The following is a 19301-nucleotide window of genomic DNA, read 5'->3' as shown; positions in this document are numbered from 1 at the left end:
TGTCCACCTGGCTAACTCTTCTTCAAACCTTTACCTTCTATCGAACCAACACCTCGTGGTCCACAGCGTGAACGTATTGTTCGCAGATATCTAGTTTTTTCGGAGCTACTAATATGTTCTTCAGCATCCAGCTATTTTTTATATATGTAATCGATAAATCCTTGTCGTATCCATTCGTCTTCAAACTTTCTTTCCAGTACTCGATCTTCTTTGTATATTAACTGCAAATCATCAAACATAGAATCCGCCTCATGATAATCATAATAAGAGTGTATTACGAATTCATCGTCTTCCATTTGTTCAAACTGATTATCCCCCAAATCAACTCCATCGCCGACTCTAAAATCCTTTAGGGTTAAAAAATTTACAAATAATAATCCATTAGGTTTTAGAACTCGTTTCATTTCATTTATCGCTTTTTTCACATCTTGTTTTCTCATATGAAAAATAGAGTTATATGAATACACAAAACTCATCGACTCATCACTTAGTGCCAACTGTCTCATGTCGCCTTGTTGTATATTTAGATTCTGTCCTCTTGCAGTTGCGAACTGACTAGCTCTTTTAATTTGTTCGTCATTCATCTCAATACCGTATGTACTGTATCCATAGTTTGCAAACAAACTTAGTGGAGGTGAATCCCCTCCCGCTCCGCAGTCTAATATGTTTTTTTCCATACCACTTTCATTGCATAATGCCAAAAATCTGTACAAGGGGATCTGCTTAAACAGTTCCATGTTGATTCCACTCCTTTGATCATGCAGTTATTGGATTCACTCATAGATCTTTCCCATATAAATTATTTGAGCACATCTCTTCCATGGGTTTTCAGGTTTACTTTATTGAATCCCCGCAGTTCCAAATGTCTCTTTAATAACTTTTTCGTATTCATCCCATTTAAAGCAAAAAGGGCCTATATCAATAGTCTTATTACCGGATTCTAATTTGAAATCTCTCCATATGATAAGATCCTCTTCTTTCTCAATAAATACGGATATAAAGCCACAATCTTCATCGCCACACCAGGGACAGACTAATATTGGGTACCTGTAGTACAAATATTCATGCATTTCGTTTAACAAAAAATAATTAATCATTTTCCTTTGATGCTCTTCACTACCCCACCCGAGCGAAGGAACCCTATCATATTTTTTTAACATTTGGTAAAGAGACCTATCATCAATTATTATGTCGGCAAAAATAGTATTTTTATTTCCCTCTTGATCCGGATCAAAACTGTCATATCGGCTTGACGGTTTTGTTTGTATTTGATTTATTGTTTTCATGCTCCCTCCTTTAAACTCTTCACACTTATCAATTAAACATTCGATCCCTCCGCACCATTCCCCTTCCAAAATATTGAATTCACCGTTTCTCCGAATCGCATATAGCAACCGAAAAATAAATTCACACAACAAAAAAGAGCTCCCAGAATGGAAGCTCTTCTTATGTAATTCAGAACGGAGAGAGTGGGATTCGAACCCACGCACCGCTTACGCAGTCTAACCCCTTAGCAGAGGGTCCCCTTATAGCCACTTGGGTATCTCTCCATGAAAATGGCTCCCCGAACAGGACTCGAACCTGTGACAACTCGATTAACAGTCGAGTGCTCTACCAACTGAGCTATCAGGGAACATTACAAGTGAACATGAACTAATTTATCATGATTTCAAGGTCTAGTCAAGCGGGCAAAATAATTTTTGTGATCGTTTTCAAATTTATGCTATTATTCGGCCGCTTGCTAGATTTTTTAAAGAGATTTCCATCCCTCTCCGTCTATAGATTACACCATTCTCCATCCTGCGGAAGCTGTACCCGATCCCCCAACGATTCCTTCTCTAAATGAGCTTTTAGCTTATCTCGGGTAACCAAACAATGGTTAATGGCGTCCATGTGCACAGCAATCACTTTAGTAGAAGGAGCATATTCACATAGGTCTACGACATCCTGCTCATTCATTGTAATATGGCATCCGCTTAAAAACTGCGCACCACCAGCATTCACAACGGTCACCTCAGGTTTAAAAACCTCCAATGCCATTCTCACCTTATCACACCAAATCGTATCCCCAGCCACATATAGAACAGGTTCGCCTTCCGCCTGAAACACAAACCCGGATACCTTACCCATAAGTTTACCAGTCACTCCAGTGCCATGCCGTCCATCAGTACGTGTTATAGTTATTCCATTAAACGTCAGTGAACCGCTAATTTCCGTGGTATGCTCAAACCCCTGCTTCGCTAATTTATCTCCATCTCCTTCCTGACATAATAGTGGTAGATCATGCGGCAACAAAGAAATGGCAGCAGCATCCCAATGATCCTGATGAAGATGTGTGACAAGAATTGCATTAGGACTCAGCCATTGTTCTACGGCTCCCGGCAAAGGAACGAGCGGATTGCGGCGATCATTTTCAGTATTAAAAATAGGCGGATTAGCACCCTGTTCACTCAACATAGGATCAATTAAAAATGTACTGCCACCATACTCTAGCCATAGGGTCGCGTTGCGGATATGCTGTATTTTCATCGGAAGCCCTTCTTTCTTTCAGTTATCTTCTGCTACAATTAATTATAGTTGGACCTTAAAACAGAATACATTGAGATTGGAAAAAGATTGGCCTGTTCTACTTTCACGCAGAAAGGATTTTAGATAATAATGAATTCTTATTTTATAGATGATGTGGATTTTCGCATCCTGCATCTTCTAATTGAAGATTCCACGATCAGTCACAAAGATATTGGGCAGCAAGTGCATATGACCGGTCAGGCTGTGGGCGCACGTATTCGCAAAATGCAGGACACCGGAGTGATTGAAGGCTACACGGTCCGCTGGAATCCGGATAAGGTTGGGGAGACTATTCATGCCTTTATTACTGTTTTTTTGGGTTCGAATACGGTTCACCCAGCCTTTCAGACATTCGCAAAGCAGCATGATAGTGTAAAAGAAATACATAGGGTCAGCGGAGAAGGCTGCTACTGGATACGTGTTCGTACCGGAAGCCAAAAGGAGTTGAATAGCTTTCTCGACGAACTGCTGAAGTTCGGAAATTACAGAGTCAATCTATCGATGGGAAAACTGAAATAAGTCTGTATCGGAATCGGATATGAAGCTACTATCGGACCCAGTTGACCTTATACTCAGCATAATCGCATATTTGGCATACTATCGGACCCCATTGCCTCTATTGGCACGAAAAACACCAAATATGAGCCTCTTTCGAACGAATAGCGTCACTTGAGTCCGAAACCCTGCCCAAAAGGCTAAAAACTTGCCAATAGCGTCATTGGGGTCCGTAAGCCTCAGCCAATGATAGCTCTGCGATGTTGGTGCAGGTGTTTATGCAAGTGAATGGGTTACTCAAAGTCAATGAGCTTTCGCTTGCTCATAAGCTTTTATAGCAGGCCAGCCATCGTCAAAAACGCAGAGCAGCCATCCTCCAATAACCGGAGGATCGCTGCTCTGCTGTCCTTTTACTTATGCCATATTGTAGCTTCTACTACGGTAGCTAATTCAATAATTCAGCTGATCTAAGCAACCGTACAAGAATTACGGCGGCTTCTGCACGGCTAGTATCACTGCTAGGTGCAAAGCTGCCTGATGGTTGACCTTTCATAATGCCTTTTGCAACCAGGTCAGACACTGCTTCTTTAGCCCATGAGGAAATAGTTGAAGCGTCTCTGAAAACATCTGTAGCAACGATTGCTCTAGATCCTTCAGCTTTTAGATTCAGCAGCTTCATTGCTCTGGCTGCCATAACAGCCATTTGCTCCCGTGTAATAGGGGCGTTCGGACGGAAGGTTCCATCCTCATAGCCTTGAACCAGTCCTAAGGCTGCAGCAGCTCTGGCGTCCGCTGCATACCAAGATAAATCGGACACATCACTGAAGGTCTTCGTCGTGTTCGCAGCTACAAGACCTAACGATCGAATCAGCATAGCTGCGAACTCGGCACGACTGACAGATTTCTGAGGTGCAAAGGAATCTGTGGATTGTCCGGTCAAGATCAGTCGGCTGGCAAGTCCCTCAATCTCGTTTCTCGCCCAATGTGTAGCAATATCCCCAAAAGTCACAGGGTGCAGCGCAGCAACAAATACACCGCTCGCAATACTGCTCTTAACAGTAACCTTGGTCATCCCATTAACGGGCTCAAACAATGCAGGTACATAACGGAAGGAACCCGCCTGTTCATCGTAAATAAGGACTACACCTGTCTTCGCATCCAGCGCCTCCTTAAGCATAAATGTACGATCTACATAAGTGGTGCCGAACCCGCTTGCTGCTACAGAGGTTTTTCCATCCGTTACCTTTAGAGTGAAATTAGCTGGTATTCCTTGCACAGTAAAGCCTTGCTGCTTAGCTTTGGCAAACAGTTGTTCCAATCCTTTTCCGCTTAGCGAATTTACATTGAACTCCAGTGTGCCTGTCGACATTTGTGCGGCTTTGAGCACACTCTCCACAAGCTCTAACGGGAAGACGTAGCTCATCCCTCCACTTTCAATAACAAGCACAGCTTTCGGGCTAAGTGCCGCCGCCTTACGTAAAGCATCTGCACTAAACCGGGCTGTGCCATCACCGTTAGCTGATATCTCGATAACAGCTTGCCCAGCAGTCGCCTTAGCTTTTAGCAGCGCATCATGATTAGCTGCTGGCGTAGGTGCTGGTGTAGCGGTCGGTGTGCCGGTTTGAATAGGGTTCACTGACCCTGTAGGGTCTGTTGGACCAGGAGTACTTGTTGGTTCTGGAGTATTCGTTGGACTAGGAGTACTCGTCGGACCGGGAGTACTTGTTGGATCCACAGGATCGATCGGGTCTACAGGATCTGTCCCGCCAGGTGATAGCACCTCAATTGTATATCCCCTCTTATCGCTGCCCACAGTTACCGTGAAGTCTGTGATACCCGCTTTAATTCCATTAAGACTGTCGTTGGTAAATGTAGCAATCTCATTGCTCATAATATTTAGAGTAGCTTGTGCGGTAATATCTCTGCCTTCTTTATCTAGTACCTTAAGCGTAGCTGACTTACCCTGCTCTAATACCACAGGCCCGCTCTGTCCATCTGCTAGTTTGATAGAGAACGGTTTAATAGCTGAGGCTATTCCTTGATTTTGTTCTTTAATGCTTAAGTCAGGAGAGGCATTGGTCAGTAGGTTCATCCGTTCGCCACGAATAATCATGTTGTCGACCAGCAGACTCCCTTTCAGATTTTTCGTAACTTCTATACCGCTTGTACCTGCGCCATCCAATACATTATTCGTCAGCACAACTCCATCAATGGAAGTGAGAGTATCTCCCTCTAGATCACCTTGAGCAATCAGCCCCGAATAAGTGCTGTCCAGTGCCGTATTGTTGCGAATGAGTACTTTTCCTTTCAGATCACTCTCACCAGCATAAAGCCATAACGCACCCAGATTCACGCCGTAACCGGAATCGTAGCTGCCAGTTCTAAGCAAGGTATTTCGCTCCACAATCGTTGTTCCTTGGAATGGCTCGGCGGTGAAACGGGTGGACACTGCAATCCCGGCTCCATTAGTCACAGTGTCTTTTACCACGTTGTCCTGGACTTTGTTATCTTTCCCCCCAAAGACTACAATGTTATCCGCTAACCAAGGCAAGGATACCGTATTAAAACGTGCCGTGTTGTTATAGCTCGGTGTACGTTCCGTACCATTCACATCCGTCAACTTGCCGTCAGTAAACGACCACATTGCGATTCCATCATCCCCTGGATAGCGGATGTCACTTTGTTCCATCATGCTGTTGCCAGTCCCTACGGCAAAGTTAATTCCGTCTGCCATAAGATTGCGGATCCGCAGACCTGCCATGTACAGACCATTCGTACGCGCCTTTTCACCCATCGGCTGAGTTAACCACAAGCCTGCTTTGGTATGTTCTATCCAAACGTTCTGTATAATCGAACCTTGGCCAAAAGCACCATGAAAAGCGTTGGTGATCGCTTCATCATCCCGTTCGTTAATGCCGCCTTCAATCATCAGATCGTAAACACCAACCTTACCGCCGTGACCATAAAACTTAGCTCCATTCAGAACCGTATACCACATGCCGGCACCACGTATTTCAGCGGTATCCAGATCCAGCAGACCCTCACCGACATTAAAGGTACCCGCCGGGAACCACACACCTTTACCTGTCGCATTCGCTTCGGCAAGGGCTGCCTTGAAGGCTGCGGTATCATCTCCCTCATCATTCGCTGCCGCTCCAAAATCCGTTACGGAAATAAATCCGTCCGGGCGAGCCAACTCAGGGGCAACCTGCTCCATATCCACCAGGTCAATGACGTAAGAAGCTGCGTTGTCTCCTGTTCCCTTCTCTAAGCGAATAGTTGCTCCGGCAGGAGCATCGCCGATCAGAGCATGGATTTCGTCAAAGAAGCGGTGTCCACTGCCTTGGCGAGGGTCATTTGACCATGGGTAGCTGCCATATTCCCAAGCATATTTGGATGTCAGCTTAAGCTGCTTCTTAATTCCATCCACATATAGAGTCAAGGTTTCTTCCGCACCAGCCCCATCTGGACTATCAGGAATAGAATATCGAAGAACGATGGAGTTAGCTGATTCTGCAAGCTTGAACTCTAGATAATCTCCCGTATTCTTTAAGGCCACCGCTTGTCGTCCAGAAGCCTCGGAAGCCATGCTGAGATATTTCCGCGACGAACCAATCAACGTTCCGTTTGTTGCCGCATCCTCAGCTTCATAGCTGATATATGGAACCGTTGCTCCACGGTATGTTTTGTTTACGCTGTTTTTTACGGTCAGGCTATCAAGGGTTACTTTACTCCAATCCACGTTGTCACTGCTTAGAGAAACCGTGTTGATGCCTGCACGAAGCTGCAGTTTTACCGCTACAGTCTTCCAAGAGGCAGACTTGCCAAGACTAACCTTGCCCCCTTCGTTTAATCCATTCACCTCTAGTGCCAGATCCGTTGCGGCAGCAGCGGTATTTTTGTATCGAATAACAGCATCGTATTCCCCAGCCTGCTGGGCGTTGACTGCAAACCGTATAACACGTTCCCCTTTGAATGCTTCTCCTCCTGCATAAATTGCATCAGCAGGGATAGGTAAGAAGCTCCAGAGCTCACTATCAGTTCCATTTGCAGCAGAACCAAGCTGAACAGCCGATGTGCTGTGAGAAAGAAGACCTGTTCCGTTCGCACTTAGCAGAAGAGCATAACCTAACTTCTCTTCCAGCTTCCATTGGGATCTTTCTGTATCTCCAGCAGCTAACAAGACCACTTGGCCCGATTCATTGAGCGAAAGATAATGTTGTGTCTGAACATTCATAATCCGTTTGCGTCCGTTTATCTCCTGGACCAGCCACTGGGATTGAGCCGCCATATCGGAAGCATCTGCATATAGGACAGCCCCCTCTTTTTCGGCCAATACTTTACCAGCCATGCCTTTCGGTACAATGGTTATGATGTTGGTATCATCTTGAACTGGAGTTGTTGTATTGTTATTACGCAGTTCTCCAGATGGAGTAGTAAACTCCTGTGGAGCTGCCTCAAGTGTCCATAGTGCCGTACCCTCACTTTCTAGCAAAAGCGCACGTTCAGCATATCCTGTCTTATTGGCAATGTTTATTAATTCATCGTCGTATTCTCCAAAGAGACTACGAATGGTGTAATGTGTATAATCGGAAGCCAAGCTTACTTCCCAGGCAGAGGCTCCGTCTACAGCAGGTTCTGTACTACTGCTCTCCAAATATGAATAATCACCATTCAGCGTTAAAAAATGACCTGTTGCCCGGTTGGTGATCGTCTGTTTACCCTCCTGCATAGTTACATTCCAGTGCGAAAATCCATTGTCTGCTGAAGGCTGCCCATACAGAACAACCCCATGCTCATTTTCGTATAAATACTCTCCACTGCTTGCATTCTTGAATCTTACAGGGTAATCAGGCAATGGCGGAGCAATCGCTTCAACCGCTTCAGCAGTAAAATGTGCACTGCTTTTTTCCGCTGTATCTGCAGCTTTACTGATTCGGAGAATTGGGTTGCCGTTATCATCCGGCGCACCATAGATATAGTGACCAGCCCATGAGCTCATAATGGTAGTCACACCGGACGCCTGCATATCAACCTTCCACTTAATGCTGGCCCATACATCGTACACTGTTTGCAAAGTTTGAACGCTAACTTTAGGATCAATCTCATCTACAGCCCCACCTATATGCTCAAGGGAGAGATAACGTCCAGTGCCTTTATTTTTTATCTTCACCGATCCATTGCTGCCCGCTATTTCTTGCAGCTGCCAGACAAAGGAATCGTCATTCAAATCAAGTGGACCATAAGTAGCCTGGCCTACTGTTACATCCTCGTTGGCAGCTGCTAGAGGTGCAAGATTTTGGTTAGAGTGTGCAGAGTCCTGGTCAGCATAGACAGCTTCAGTAACCGTCTTGGATTCTGGCAATTCCTCTATTGCAGCTGGAGAAGTCAGCAAAGGACCGTCCTTAAGATATTGATCCTCTCCATTTACAGCATCTAGCTGAAAACGGAACAAATCTTGTTTTTTCTCGGTGACCGGAACAAATCTCCACTGCGGACTGCCCCAACCTGGATTGATCACTCCGTACTCAGCATATTTAGTGAGGTTTTGAAGTGAAATATACTTCTCTGGGATTTTATTAGGTTCCTTGTCGAGAACGCTACTGATTACGTAGGTGTTGTTCCCAACATTTTTGCCTGTCCAGATGTATTCTCGTTCCACATGATTTCTGTCTGGAAGCTCTGTGACCTGAAGGTGGCCATTTGGCATATTCATCGTGTTCATGTAATGGCCTGTTTTCTTGTTTTTGAACAGCTTGCGGCCGTTATATTTCTCCACGAGCCACTGATCGGAGCCGTCCTTCTGCATATTTCCATATTTTAAAAGACCATCAACACTCTCATACCAATAAAATGACTTCCAGCCATTCTGAATCCGGTAATAGGGCACTGTGCCGTCAGTCGGTGTGTTAGGATCTAAAAGCTGCCACTGAGCGCTCAAAGAAGTCGCATCCCCAATCGCACCCGCATGTTCTCCACCCAATGTAGACAAATAAATGCCTGTGCTTTCGAGATTCTGAAGCGTCTGGTAATCATCATAATCATCGGAATCATTAAAAATCCATTGATCCGACGGCTGACTTCCGCTAATCTGCAAGGCCTTTGCAGTACCTTCACTATAAGAAACATAATGATCGGTTGCCGCATTACGAATACGCTTATTGCCGTCATAATCTTCTATATACCATAGATAGTCAGAGGTGTTAGCGGCATCTGGTGTAATAATTCCATGCTTAAGCTCGCCGTTTGCGGATTCATATAAGAAATCTGTAGCCACTTGTGCATCCGTATAAGTTGCCAGACGTACAGGCTGTAATTCGGAAATAGGCACGATTCTCCACTGCGCGCTTGGATTAGAGGCTGAACCCGGCCAGCTGTTAGATCGCACATTATTGTCATCGCTGAATTGTGGATTTAGCCATAATGGACTCCCCTCTTCAGTTAAACCACTGTTACGAAGGGTAATGAAGCCCGTCCCATCAGGGCCTGGTGCATGCTCTTGGACCCATTCACTTAGCTTCACATGATCCATATCGACTTCCTGCGAAAAAACCCCAGCCCAGGTCACTTCATTTTGCTTAATATAATGACCTGTCGCACGGTTGCGAATCATTACTGTTCCGTCATCCGTCCCTGATTCAAGATACCACTGGGCCGCTTCATTGCTGACAGGCTGTTTACCGTAAAGAACATTCCCTTCACTTTCATACATCACCTGACCGGGGCGGAGACGACTCTCTAGCCGTACAGGTGCTGCATTTGGATCTATAAAAGCCCACTGCGGACTCTCAAACGTAACATTGATATCCGAGCTTACTTGCGCATAACCAAGCTGATTCTCCTCGTGGATAACCAATTTCCCCTCTGGCACAGTCGCACTTCGGATGATCATGTATCCATTGCGATTGGAAGTATCGATTAGCCACTGATCCGCAACACTTCCTGAACCTTGGCGTTCTGCCGCCTTAAGTGAATCCTCTTTGCCGTTGTTACCAGCCATTGTAATGTAATGGCCTGTCTTCACATTCTTGATTCGTGACAGCCCGTTCACCGTCTCAACCGTCCAATGCGCTGAAGCATCGGCTGGATTGGTCATGCCATAACGCACGATTCCTGCGGATGTCTCATATAAAAAGTTGTTTTTCCACTTATTCTTGATGAGTACCGTACCTGATGGAATTTGCTCAGCGCCTGTTCCTCCAACCCCTTCTGCTCCCACGGAACCACTACCGGTTCCCATTACAGGCAAGCTTGAAAAAATCAGCAGCAGCGCGAGCAGACCCGCCATTGCGGACCTGATTCGTTTCATACATGTGCCCCCTCTAATTAATATGGACTTCCTTTTCATATTAGTTTGGGAACGCTTACAAAACGATGTGCGATTTTATCCAGAAAAAGGTGTATTTGTACGGATATCCAATCCCTACAACCTTCATGAAGATTGACAAATCGGTTTAACGCGATGATAGTTAGTTTTAGCTACCCGCAAGGAGTAAACAAACGGAGGTACATATGAATTTCAAAATTGATTCGCCAAAAATAGCAGATCCAGACTCTCTTCTTCCTGAGCAAATATATTCGCTGCAAACCAAGGACGAATTCAGCTGTTGCAGCATCAGCGATACGGTTATTGATAATCAAGAGGCTAATAAGGTCAGCTTTGATCGCGTGATTTTTAAAAATGTAACGATTACGGAGTGCTCCCTAACTGGGATCGAGCTTATGGACGTGATATTTGATCGCTGTGATCTATCTAATGTGGATTTTACGAATGGCATTATTCATCGAACTGAATTTAGAAACTGCAAGCTCATTGGCACAGACTTTACAAGAGGCAGATTCCAGAATGTTCGTGTAGTAGATTGTATCGGGGATTTTGCTACGTTTCGATTCGCTAATCTGAAGCAGGTTGCTTTTGAGAGCAGTTCATTAATGAGTTCCGACTACTATCAGTCAAATTTCCAAAAAATCAGCTTCAGCGAGTGTAATATGGATCAAGCCACATTGTCAGGATCAAAGCTTAATGGGATCGACCTTAGTGACTGCGAGTTCAGTGGCTTGATCGTGGATATCAAAGATTTAGAAGGATGCGTCATTTCGCCTCAGCAAGCTGTTTCTTTTGTCGGATTATTAGGTTTGGTTATAAAATAAATAACTTCAACTTGCCCGAACATTTACCACAGCGATAACGCTTAGGGTCTACTTTTCGCTTACGCGGATACTCCATGGCACAGGCACTGCATACAAGCTTATATCGATAGGGCAGCGGCTTCCGAGCTTTTGCACCCGGCAGTGTCTGACAGTAGCGGCTTCCGCCGACTTGCGCCAGCAGGCTTTTGAAATCAGCGTCACGATGCATATACCCTCGCTTAGCTAAATGCAAATGATAATGGCAGAGCTCATGCTTTATAATCCGCTCCGTCTCTTCTCTGCCAAACATGGCAAGCTGATGGGGATTAATCTCTATATTATGGCTTTTGGTAAAATATCGGCCACCCGTTGAGGACAACCGGCTGTTAAAGCTCGCCTTATGCCTAAACGGCACGCCAAAGCTGTCCCGTGATACCTGCTCAATCCACAGCTGTAGCTCTTCGTTGCTCATAGTTTCCATAGCGTTCTATCACAAGTCCTTTCCACGGGAAATAAGATCTCTACTTGAATTGTAACTTGTGCATAGGCTAAACTGTCAAGAAGGAAGACAAGTACGGAGGGAGAATGAACAATGCCGAAAATGCGGTATGTAATTTTGCAGCAAAATCAAGAATTACAATTCGTGGAAATGCCTGAGGAATATGCGTACCAACTAAGTGCGCTCAATTTACGCCTGAACAAAGAAATCGACAAGCTGACAGCCGATAATGTTCCGGATCTGCCCTTAGCCATCGCCGAGTGCGATTCGCTGGATCTGTTACGTGAGGATTACTCCCTGGAGTCCGGTCTGGATTATATCAATAGATTGGAACAAGCCTTCGCCTCTGTTCAAGAGCAGAAGAACTACCCACTGATCTCCCTGCTTACTGAGATACGAGCACTACAGGCTCAATTGGAGCAGTGGTACGAAGAGGAAGCAGAAAGCCTACTGTAATCCGCACCTTTAGGCTTATTTCTCCATATTCTAACTTACGTAAGTTGTTAGAGGAGGGATTCGCTTGCCACAGTGGCTCTGCCATCAGCTAATGAAAGCTTATTACAAAAAAGACCGCCGTCAGATCAAGCTGCTGAATGAGTGCTGGTTCTTTTATCGTAATTCTGCGGAATCGAGTAATGAGATGAAGTTATAGCCTCGGATGATTAAGATCTAGGTCATATTTAAAGTAGCGGATATCGTCTTTTAAAAAGACGGTATCCGCTTTTGTTAAGAAAGGGGACTTATAATCATGATCAGTAGAACAAGACATATACAGCTGTCTCCGGAAAGTGAGACTGAGGAAGAGGATAATTATAATCTCTATGTCATAGTCACATTCCCTGACCGCTCCCGCTGGGCATCGGATTTCTACACCTTCAAGAACATCGAAGCGATCCGACAAGACTACATCCAAAGTGGTGCTTGTCTAAATGGGGCCTACTGGAGTGCACCTAATTATCTAACTGTCGTGGATCATATTGATCGCAAGCGAATTGAAGAAATCGTCGATTTATATATTTCGGAAGGTACATTCGAATACGCCTTTGAATACATAGGACAGGTCACGGAGCGGGATCTGAAGATTATCGATTATCCAGAAGGCTTTTTCAACCCTTTAGAAAAGCTTGAGCACAGATACGTTATGCGGCAGTTCGCTGCAATTGAGTTTATGCTGGAGAATGCTGCACCAGAAACTATAGCAGTAATAAAAAAGATCATCGCAGAGAAACAATAAGACTCCGCCTTAAGAATCAATCCTTATTAAAACTTAGGAAATACATATTTAACCAAAAAGAACAGAAAACCAAAAAATATAATAATGTAAGCAGCATATTTAATAAAGGTAGATGCGACAACGCTGGAATCCGATTTCCGTTGTACCTCCCTATGCTCCACTTCAACACTTCTATCCTTATAGCCCGGTTCCATCAGCAATCTCTCCTTTCGAATGTTCATCTTTGATAGCCTCCATTAACCCGAGGCTTTCAAGATTGAATCAAAATTCTAGATTGGATTAAAAAAAAGACCGGAATTCTCTTCAGCTTTTCGAGCTGAGAAATTCAGGTCTTCTTTCTACTTACCCTTTAACCGAACCCGCCGCAATTCCCTCAACGATACGGTTACTGAGGAACAGGAATGTAATCAGAATAGGCAAAATACTGATCATAAGCGTTGCCCCGATCGCACCCCAATCCGTCGTATATTGACCAATGAAGTTTTGCACCCCCACGGTCAGCGTCTTGTAAGAATCAGAACTAATAAATGTGTTTACAAAAATAAATTCGTTCCAGTTATAGATCATATTAATAATGGCTGTAGTCGCGATCACCGAGCTTGTCATAGGAAGTATAATTCTAAAAAACATTCTGTTCACGGAACAACCATCAATTACTGCAGCCTCTTCCACTTCGCGTGGCAGTGCGTAATAGAAGCCCAGCAAAATCATAATCGTTATCGGCATGTTAAAAGCGACATAAGACAAAATAAGTGACAAAGGGTGATCCGTTAAGCCAATCTTATTGAATATACTAAATAACGGAATAAGCGTGGAGTGAACAGGAATCATCATCGCTACCATAAACAATCCCAGTACGAACGAGCTTCCCTTCCATTTCATTCTGGTAACTGCATACGTAACCAAGCTCCCGAAGATAACCGTTAACACCGTAGCCACGATGGTAATCCATACGCTATTGAAGAAATACACGTTGATGTTCCCTACATTCCAGACCTTCGCGTAATTCTCCCAATGAGGATTCATCGGCAACGATAGAGCAGGAAGGTTGAACACTTCCTGATTATTTTTTAATGAGAAAAACAGCAGCCATACAAGCGGAAACAATTGCAGAGCAGCAACGGCAATCAACACGATATATAGCAATGAGTAGCCTAATTTACGTGTGATCTCCGCACCTGCGCCGCCTGGCTTTGGCCCGATTTCTAGCCTTCCTGCAGTTCCAGACATCATGAAGCGCCCCTCCTTATGAGTATTGGATCGAATCTTTCGTAGCAGTTAATTTGCGAATGACCCAAGTAATGACGAGACAGATGACGAGCAGGAAGAATCCAATTGCGCTCCCGTAGCCAAAATCATAAGCCCGAAAAGCCTGATGATACATATAAGACGCCATCACTTCACTAGAGCCATTAGGACCTCCATCCGTCATAACAAAGATTAAGTCAAAATACTTCAGAGAACCTACAACGGCTAGAACAATCGTAACTTTAATGACTTCCATTGCGAGTGGAAGCTTAATTTTCCAAGCGATTTGTAGGGCCGAGGCTCCATCAATCTTTGCCGCCTCTTCCAGAGAGGTCGGGATATTCTTGAGTGCTGCGTAATAGATCAGAATATAGAAACCAGCATATTGCCACAGAATGGGAATAAATAAAGCAAACAAAACTAATGTAGGCTCTGCAAGCCATGCAGGAGGATTAGCAAAACCAATGGATACTAATAAGCTGTTCACAATTCCGTTCGTCGGATGATAAATTCTTAGCCAAAGCTGCGCAATCGCAACTGACGATAGCAGCATCGGAATCAGATATATTTTGCGAAACAAGTTAGCTCCCTTGATCCGGGCGGCTAATACCATAGCAATTGCCAAATAAATAATGAGACTTAGGGTAGAAAACAACGCTAACTGCATAGAATGCCAAGCACTATTCCAGAAGGTTTGGTCTGTTAGCAAAGCTTTATAGTTATCAAATCCGATAAAAGTCAGAGCGCCTATACCATTCCATTTATTCAGTCCGTAATAACCCGTTAGAACAATCGGAATATATACAATAGCCAGAATGAGAAGCAAGGCAGGAAATACGTATAACGCGATTATTTTTTTGTTAGACATCACTTTATCCAAAGTGTCCGACTCCTTTCCTTCATAAACCGTTTGAGGAAAGGCTTATCCGGCATCACGCTGCCGGATAAGCTAATTGTCCCCTTCACCTAGTTGTCGAAGCTTTAGTTGCCTTTGGAGATGGCTGCGTCATGCTCCTCGGAATACTTCTCTGGCGTCACCGCTTTGCCAAAAAGAGCCTGGATCATATTCAGATGCGTTTCTGCTGCATTGGCACGCATTTGAACATCTGCGAATAAAGTGATGCTGCTAGCTTTGTTCATTTCGTTAAACAAATCGATGTATAGCTGTGGTAGGTCCAGTGTGGCGGTGTCCACCTTCGTAGCTGGAATAACGCCTGCTCCAGTTACGGATTGCTCTCCCCATTTGGACACGAAATACTCGACGAATAATTTTGCTTCTTCTTTTACCTCAGAATTCTCAGCAACAAATAATCCTACACCTGGTCCACCTACCCAGCTGTTAATGTCTCCCTTCCCGCCTTCCACTGTCGGGAATTTGAAGAAACCAACACTATTACGGAATTCCAGTGGAATTTCTTCATTCGTTGTGAAGTTTGGCAGATCCCATGATCCCATCATGTACATTGCCGCCTTGCCATTTACGAACTCTGATTTTGCCTCTTCATTTGATAAACCGTTGAATCCCTTAACAAATGCATTGCTGTCTACAAGTGATTGGACCTCTGATGCCGCCTTTACTAATCCTTCATCCATAAATGAGCCTGATCCACTGATCGCACCTGCAAGTGCCTGTTGGCCTGCGATCCGATCAGCCAGATACATATACCAAAGCGATCCTGTCCAGCGATCCTTATTGCCGAGAGCAATCGGTGCAATGCCCCCTTCAGATAGTGTTTTTACAACTTGCTTAAACTGATCGTAGGTTTGTGGAACTTCAAGATTATATTTTTCAAAAATAGCTTTATTGTAGTAGATAGGTGCGATGTTAAACTCAAGTGGAAGCGCATACGTTTTATCGTTAATAGCATAAGCTTCTGTAGTTCCTGCGACGAACTTGTCTTTTAATTCACCATTCAACAAGTCATCTACAGGAGCGAACAGATTTCCTTCAACGTATGGCTGCAAAAAGCCAGCGGCCCAAGTTACCCCAACGTCTGGCAATTCGTTAGAAGCAGATAATACCTTCAACTTATTTTTGTATTGCTCGTTGTCCAGAACCTCTTGCTTGATCACAACATTGGGATGCTCTGTTTGATATTCTTTAATGATTTGATTAACAATTTTATTTTGTCCGGCAGAAACACCTTCTGGCCATAAATGCATGAAGTTAACGGTGACTTTGTCGCTTCCCCCATTTGCACTACCTTTAGATTCACCTGCATTGTTATCTTTTTGACCACAACCAGCTGTGACAAGAACGAGGCACATCGTTAAGAACAATATTGTCCATTTTTTATTGCGCACGCTTACAACCCCTTTTCTATTGTTGTCTAGCGGCCTTGTAACCGCTTAACTAAATTGTAGCTTGGATCCCATGATGTCGTAAGGTCATAAGGATTGGGACTAATACCACTATTATTGGATTCTTTCCTCCGTGGTCATGACGTTCTGCCGGTATTGCCCTGGACTAACATTTTCGAGTGCACGAAATACCTTCACAAAATATTTAGCCGTTTGATAGCCTACTTGTTCCGCGATTTCAGCAATGGACAGCCGGGTGCTCACCAGTAGTTCTTTGGCTCGTTGTACTCTCCTTCTCGTTACATATTCACTGTAAGTCAGTCCCGTCTGCTCTTTGAAAAGGACGCTGAAATAGCTGGCATTCATGTGTAATTGATCCGCTATATCACGCATGGATATCGATTCGTGAAGATGTTCGTCTAAGTATTGGAGTGCCTCACGCACTTGAGTGCTATACACTTTCTCCTGCTGTACCGTTTCCATAAGCTTGGGATCGATCAGCTTCTCCATTTGTTCGATTCGATAAATATCATCCTTGCGTTTCAATGCTAATTCCACTGCTCGGACCAGCTTCGTTTTGTCGAGTGGCTTCAGTAAATATTCAACTACACCAAACTGCAAGGCTTTCTGTGCATAGTCAAATTCAGGATGCCCGGAGATCACAATAACCACTGGAGAATGAGGCATTTCGTTCAGCTTTTCAACTAATTCTAGCCCTCCAATCTCAGGCATGCGCACATCGGTAATAAGCAGATTAACTTCGTTATTTTGCAGCCATGCCAGTGCCTCAACACCGCTTGCTGCGGTTTCGATGCGATATTGACCGGATGACCAGGCTTCTAATGTTTTACGAACCCCTTCTCTTGTTCTCGGTTCATCATCTACGATGAGTATAGTTTTCACGTGTTTTTCCCCTCTCCAGGTTCATTCGGTATTTCAAAAGAGATGCTAGTTCCATAACCTTCTTCACTTCGTATTTCAAGCCCGTCCGTATTGTCTACGTAACTGAGTTTCAGTCTCCGCTCTATATTAGCAATACCAATCCCAGTCCCTTTGGAAGACCTCATGCTCCCCTTCTCCATGGTGTGATAGATAGACGATATCTTTGCTGCATCCATCCCTGGACCATCGTCAGTTACCGTAACCAATGTATATCCCGGACGACTTGAAGGTCTGACAATTAGCATGACTGTCCCCGGTCCAACCCTTTGCTCTACGCCATGAAGAATCGCATTTTCGACCAGAGGCTGGATTAACAGCTTCGGTAGCGGGACACTTCGGCAAGCTTCATCTGACTCAATCCGCCAGGATAACCTGTCGAGCATACGCATCTCCATAATCTTCAAATATCTTTCGGCATGGTCGAGCTCATCGCCGATAGTCACCCATTCATCATCATCAGTTCGATTGATGACATAACGAAAAAGCCCCGACATATCAACCACAATTTGAGCTAATTCCTCCTCACCTTTTTCATCGAGGGCCCAGTAGAATGCTTCTAATGTGTTAAATAGAAAGTGCGGATTGATTTGAGCCTGAAGTGCCTTTAATTCTGTGCGACTCTGGACGATCTCCTTCTGATAGACGACTTCAATTAGTTCATTCAGAGAGTGAACCATCTGGTTGTAAGTATTATTGAGCTCATTGATCTCCATAGTGGTAGAAGTGACTGAAATCGGTTTCAAGGTTCCAAATCGTGAACCGCGCATCACTTTTATCAAATTCAGTATGGGCCGTGTAATCATCGTGGATAAAATAAAAGTAAAGATGAGAAACAATAAACTGCCAACAACACCAGATACGATGATCGCTGTACGAAGGACAGATATCCCCTCTGTCGTATAGTCAACTGGAGTAAGGATTACTAGCCTCCAACCTGTTGCCTTGGACTGCTTCTGAATTACAATGTAGTCTTCTCCGCCAACCTCAACCTTTTCTCCTCCATGATCCAGTATCTTATTTGCATTGACATTTACGGAAAAATCGGAAGAAATTTGCCGTCCCGCTTCATCAAATAATCTCATTAATTCACGCGTTTCCGCCTGTGAGCTGTCCACCTCATCCGTAAGCTGGAAGTAACTTTTCTCAATTTGAACCATAATATAGCCAGCTTTCGTGAATGAATGATCAATCAGCCTAATATTACGAATCGCAATGACGATATCCGAATTCCGCGGGTCAAGTCCAAACCATACGAGACGTCCTTTGCCCTCGTCCACCCGGCTGATCCATTCTTCGGATACTCGATTGTTCAGGCTGGCGTCATCAACCGAAAGTAATTTCTGATAATCACCTGCATACAGCTCAATGGAACGAATCCCTGTCGCATACGCCTCATATTTACGTACTTCCTGCTGGATGGTTTGACGTTCGGCGAAGCTGATCGGCTTTCCTTCAGCCTCTTGAGCGAGCAATCGCTGAATGGAGGCGTTGGTTGCCACTTGCGCCGTCAACGTATTAATCTGCCGGATCAGTACATCCAATTTGCCCGTTGCCTGAACTGCAGTCTGTTCAATGTGCTTCTCCGCACTATTGCGTAATAGAACCGAAACTTGCCCGTACATAAAAAAACCAACCGTGGCTAGTACGATCACCATGACAAACATAAAACCCAGGAAAATTTGATTACGCAATGTGTTTAACTGTCCAAACCTCGTCAATCTTTACACTCCCTTCCGCCTGATAAACTTGATTCCTCATCAAAAAAGATGACCCTTAAATCTTCAGGAATCATCTGCAGCTCTAGTTATTTGTTAATTCAGCCTTTGGATTATATGATATCAGTGATTAGTTTCTGAGCCCATATCCATATCGCGTTTTAATTTA

At 44.3% G+C, this 19301-nt stretch carries 16 protein-coding genes and 2 tRNA genes; 5 read left to right on the top strand and 13 right to left on the bottom strand.

Annotated elements, in window-relative coordinates; translation table 11 throughout:
* Positions 1-131 precede the first annotated feature (131 nt).
* From MHB56_RS20055 to MHB56_RS20035, 5 genes are all read right to left on the bottom strand, one after another.
* Complete coding sequence (locus tag MHB56_RS20055; RefSeq protein ID WP_280752570.1) at positions 132-737, bottom strand: class I SAM-dependent methyltransferase; 606 nt, start codon at positions 735-737, stop codon at positions 132-134.
* A gap of 102 nt (positions 738-839) precedes the next feature.
* Entirely contained in the window at positions 840-1286 is a 447-nt protein-coding gene (locus MHB56_RS20050) for an oxidoreductase (protein WP_341143917.1), read from the bottom strand.
* A gap of 175 nt (positions 1287-1461) precedes the next feature.
* A tRNA-Ser gene (locus MHB56_RS20045) sits at positions 1462-1550 on the bottom strand.
* A 7-nt stretch (positions 1551-1557) separates the two neighbouring features.
* Positions 1558-1633 (bottom strand) — tRNA-Asn (locus MHB56_RS20040).
* Positions 1634-1776: 143 nt separating this feature from the next.
* Positions 1777-2529: an MBL fold metallo-hydrolase gene (locus tag MHB56_RS20035; RefSeq protein WP_248547870.1), complete on the bottom strand. Its 753-nt coding sequence runs from the start codon at positions 2527-2529 to the stop codon at positions 1777-1779.
* A gap of 129 nt (positions 2530-2658) precedes the next feature.
* Here MHB56_RS20035 and MHB56_RS20030 point away from each other — a divergent pair, with 129 nt between their 5' ends.
* Complete coding sequence (locus MHB56_RS20030; RefSeq protein ID WP_341143916.1) at positions 2659-3087, top strand: Lrp/AsnC family transcriptional regulator; 429 nt, start codon at positions 2659-2661, stop codon at positions 3085-3087.
* Between the two features lie 421 nt (positions 3088-3508).
* On the opposite strand, the gene MHB56_RS20025 is transcribed toward MHB56_RS20030, so the two are convergent.
* Complete coding sequence (locus MHB56_RS20025) at positions 3509-10372, bottom strand: S-layer homology domain-containing protein (protein WP_341143915.1); 6864 nt, start codon at positions 10370-10372, stop codon at positions 3509-3511.
* A gap of 203 nt (positions 10373-10575) precedes the next feature.
* On the opposite strand from MHB56_RS20025, the gene MHB56_RS20020 reads away from it, so the two are divergent.
* On the top strand, positions 10576-11214 hold the full coding sequence (locus MHB56_RS20020) for a pentapeptide repeat-containing protein (RefSeq protein ID WP_280752564.1): 639 nt from the start codon (positions 10576-10578) through the stop codon (positions 11212-11214).
* Here MHB56_RS20020 and MHB56_RS20015 read toward each other — a convergent pair.
* Positions 11204-11665 carry a SprT family protein gene (locus MHB56_RS20015; protein WP_081383508.1) on the bottom strand — a complete coding sequence of 154 codons (462 nt, stop codon included), beginning with the start codon at positions 11663-11665 and terminating at the stop codon, positions 11204-11206. The genes MHB56_RS20020 and MHB56_RS20015 overlap by 11 nt on opposite strands.
* Positions 11666-11785: 120 nt before the next feature.
* Here MHB56_RS20015 and MHB56_RS20010 point away from each other — a divergent pair, with 120 nt between their 5' ends.
* The 3 genes from MHB56_RS20010 to MHB56_RS20000 all read left to right on the top strand — a co-directional run bounded on the left by MHB56_RS20010 (position 11786) and on the right by MHB56_RS20000 (position 12926).
* Positions 11786-12148 carry a hypothetical protein gene (locus tag MHB56_RS20010; protein ID WP_036686808.1) on the top strand — a complete coding sequence of 121 codons (363 nt, stop codon included), beginning with the start codon at positions 11786-11788 and terminating at the stop codon, positions 12146-12148.
* A 64-nt stretch (positions 12149-12212) separates the two neighbouring features.
* Positions 12213-12344, top strand: a complete 132-nt coding sequence (gene cmpA, locus MHB56_RS20005; RefSeq protein ID WP_094903512.1) for a cortex morphogenetic protein CmpA — start codon at positions 12213-12215, stop codon at positions 12342-12344.
* Positions 12345-12440: 96 nt separating this feature from the next.
* Positions 12441-12926, top strand: a complete 486-nt coding sequence (locus MHB56_RS20000; RefSeq protein ID WP_248547872.1) for a hypothetical protein — start codon at positions 12441-12443, stop codon at positions 12924-12926.
* 26 nt (positions 12927-12952) lie between these two features.
* Here MHB56_RS20000 and MHB56_RS19995 read toward each other — a convergent pair whose 3' ends face one another.
* The 6 genes from MHB56_RS19995 to MHB56_RS19970 form a co-directional block, all read right to left on the bottom strand.
* A complete protein-coding gene (locus MHB56_RS19995; protein ID WP_036686806.1) occupies positions 12953-13147 on the bottom strand; it encodes a hypothetical protein in 195 nt (64 codons plus the stop codon).
* Between the two features lie 121 nt (positions 13148-13268).
* Positions 13269-14159, bottom strand: a complete 891-nt coding sequence (locus MHB56_RS19990) for a carbohydrate ABC transporter permease (RefSeq protein WP_076187513.1) — start codon at positions 14157-14159, stop codon at positions 13269-13271.
* Between the two features lie 13 nt (positions 14160-14172).
* Positions 14173-15054 carry a carbohydrate ABC transporter permease gene (locus MHB56_RS19985; protein ID WP_341143914.1) on the bottom strand — a complete coding sequence of 294 codons (882 nt, stop codon included), beginning with the start codon at positions 15052-15054 and terminating at the stop codon, positions 14173-14175.
* A gap of 101 nt (positions 15055-15155) precedes the next feature.
* Positions 15156-16478, bottom strand: a complete 1323-nt coding sequence (locus MHB56_RS19980) for an extracellular solute-binding protein (protein WP_076100035.1) — start codon at positions 16476-16478, stop codon at positions 15156-15158.
* A 111-nt stretch (positions 16479-16589) separates the two neighbouring features.
* Complete coding sequence (locus tag MHB56_RS19975; protein WP_339246747.1) at positions 16590-17378, bottom strand: response regulator transcription factor; 789 nt, start codon at positions 17376-17378, stop codon at positions 16590-16592.
* Positions 17375-19135, bottom strand: a complete 1761-nt coding sequence (locus MHB56_RS19970) for a cache domain-containing sensor histidine kinase (protein WP_038569068.1) — start codon at positions 19133-19135, stop codon at positions 17375-17377. The genes MHB56_RS19975 and MHB56_RS19970 overlap by 4 nt, the downstream gene beginning before the upstream one ends.
* Positions 19136-19301: the final 166 nt, after the last annotated feature.

The organism is Paenibacillus sp. FSL H8-0315 (assembly GCF_038005365.1).
GTDB classification, from domain to species: Bacteria; Bacillota; Bacilli; order Paenibacillales; family Paenibacillaceae; genus Paenibacillus_AQ; species Paenibacillus_AQ odorifer.
This window is presented reverse-complemented; position numbering and strand designations above follow the sequence as displayed.

Coding starts and splice junctions, on each gene's coding strand:
- MHB56_RS20055 (WP_280752570.1), bottom strand. CDS start 737: ATGGAACTGTTTAAGCAGATCCCCTTGTACAGATTTTTGGCATTATGC.
- MHB56_RS20050 (WP_341143917.1), bottom strand. CDS start 1,286: ATGAAAACAATAAATCAAATACAAACAAAACCGTCAAGCCGATATGAC.
- MHB56_RS20035 (WP_248547870.1), bottom strand. CDS start 2,529: ATGAAAATACAGCATATCCGCAACGCGACCCTATGGCTAGAGTATGGT.
- MHB56_RS20030 (WP_341143916.1), top strand. CDS start 2,659: ATGAATTCTTATTTTATAGATGATGTGGATTTTCGCATCCTGCATCTT.
- MHB56_RS20025 (WP_341143915.1), bottom strand. CDS start 10,372: ATGAAACGAATCAGGTCCGCAATGGCGGGTCTGCTCGCGCTGCTGCTG.
- MHB56_RS20020 (WP_280752564.1), top strand. CDS start 10,576: ATGAATTTCAAAATTGATTCGCCAAAAATAGCAGATCCAGACTCTCTT.
- MHB56_RS20015 (WP_081383508.1), bottom strand. CDS start 11,665: ATGAGCAACGAAGAGCTACAGCTGTGGATTGAGCAGGTATCACGGGAC.
- MHB56_RS20010 (WP_036686808.1), top strand. CDS start 11,786: ATGCCGAAAATGCGGTATGTAATTTTGCAGCAAAATCAAGAATTACAA.
- MHB56_RS20000 (WP_248547872.1), top strand. CDS start 12,441: ATGATCAGTAGAACAAGACATATACAGCTGTCTCCGGAAAGTGAGACT.
- MHB56_RS19995 (WP_036686806.1), bottom strand. CDS start 13,147: ATGAACATTCGAAAGGAGAGATTGCTGATGGAACCGGGCTATAAGGAT.
- MHB56_RS19990 (WP_076187513.1), bottom strand. CDS start 14,159: ATGATGTCTGGAACTGCAGGAAGGCTAGAAATCGGGCCAAAGCCAGGC.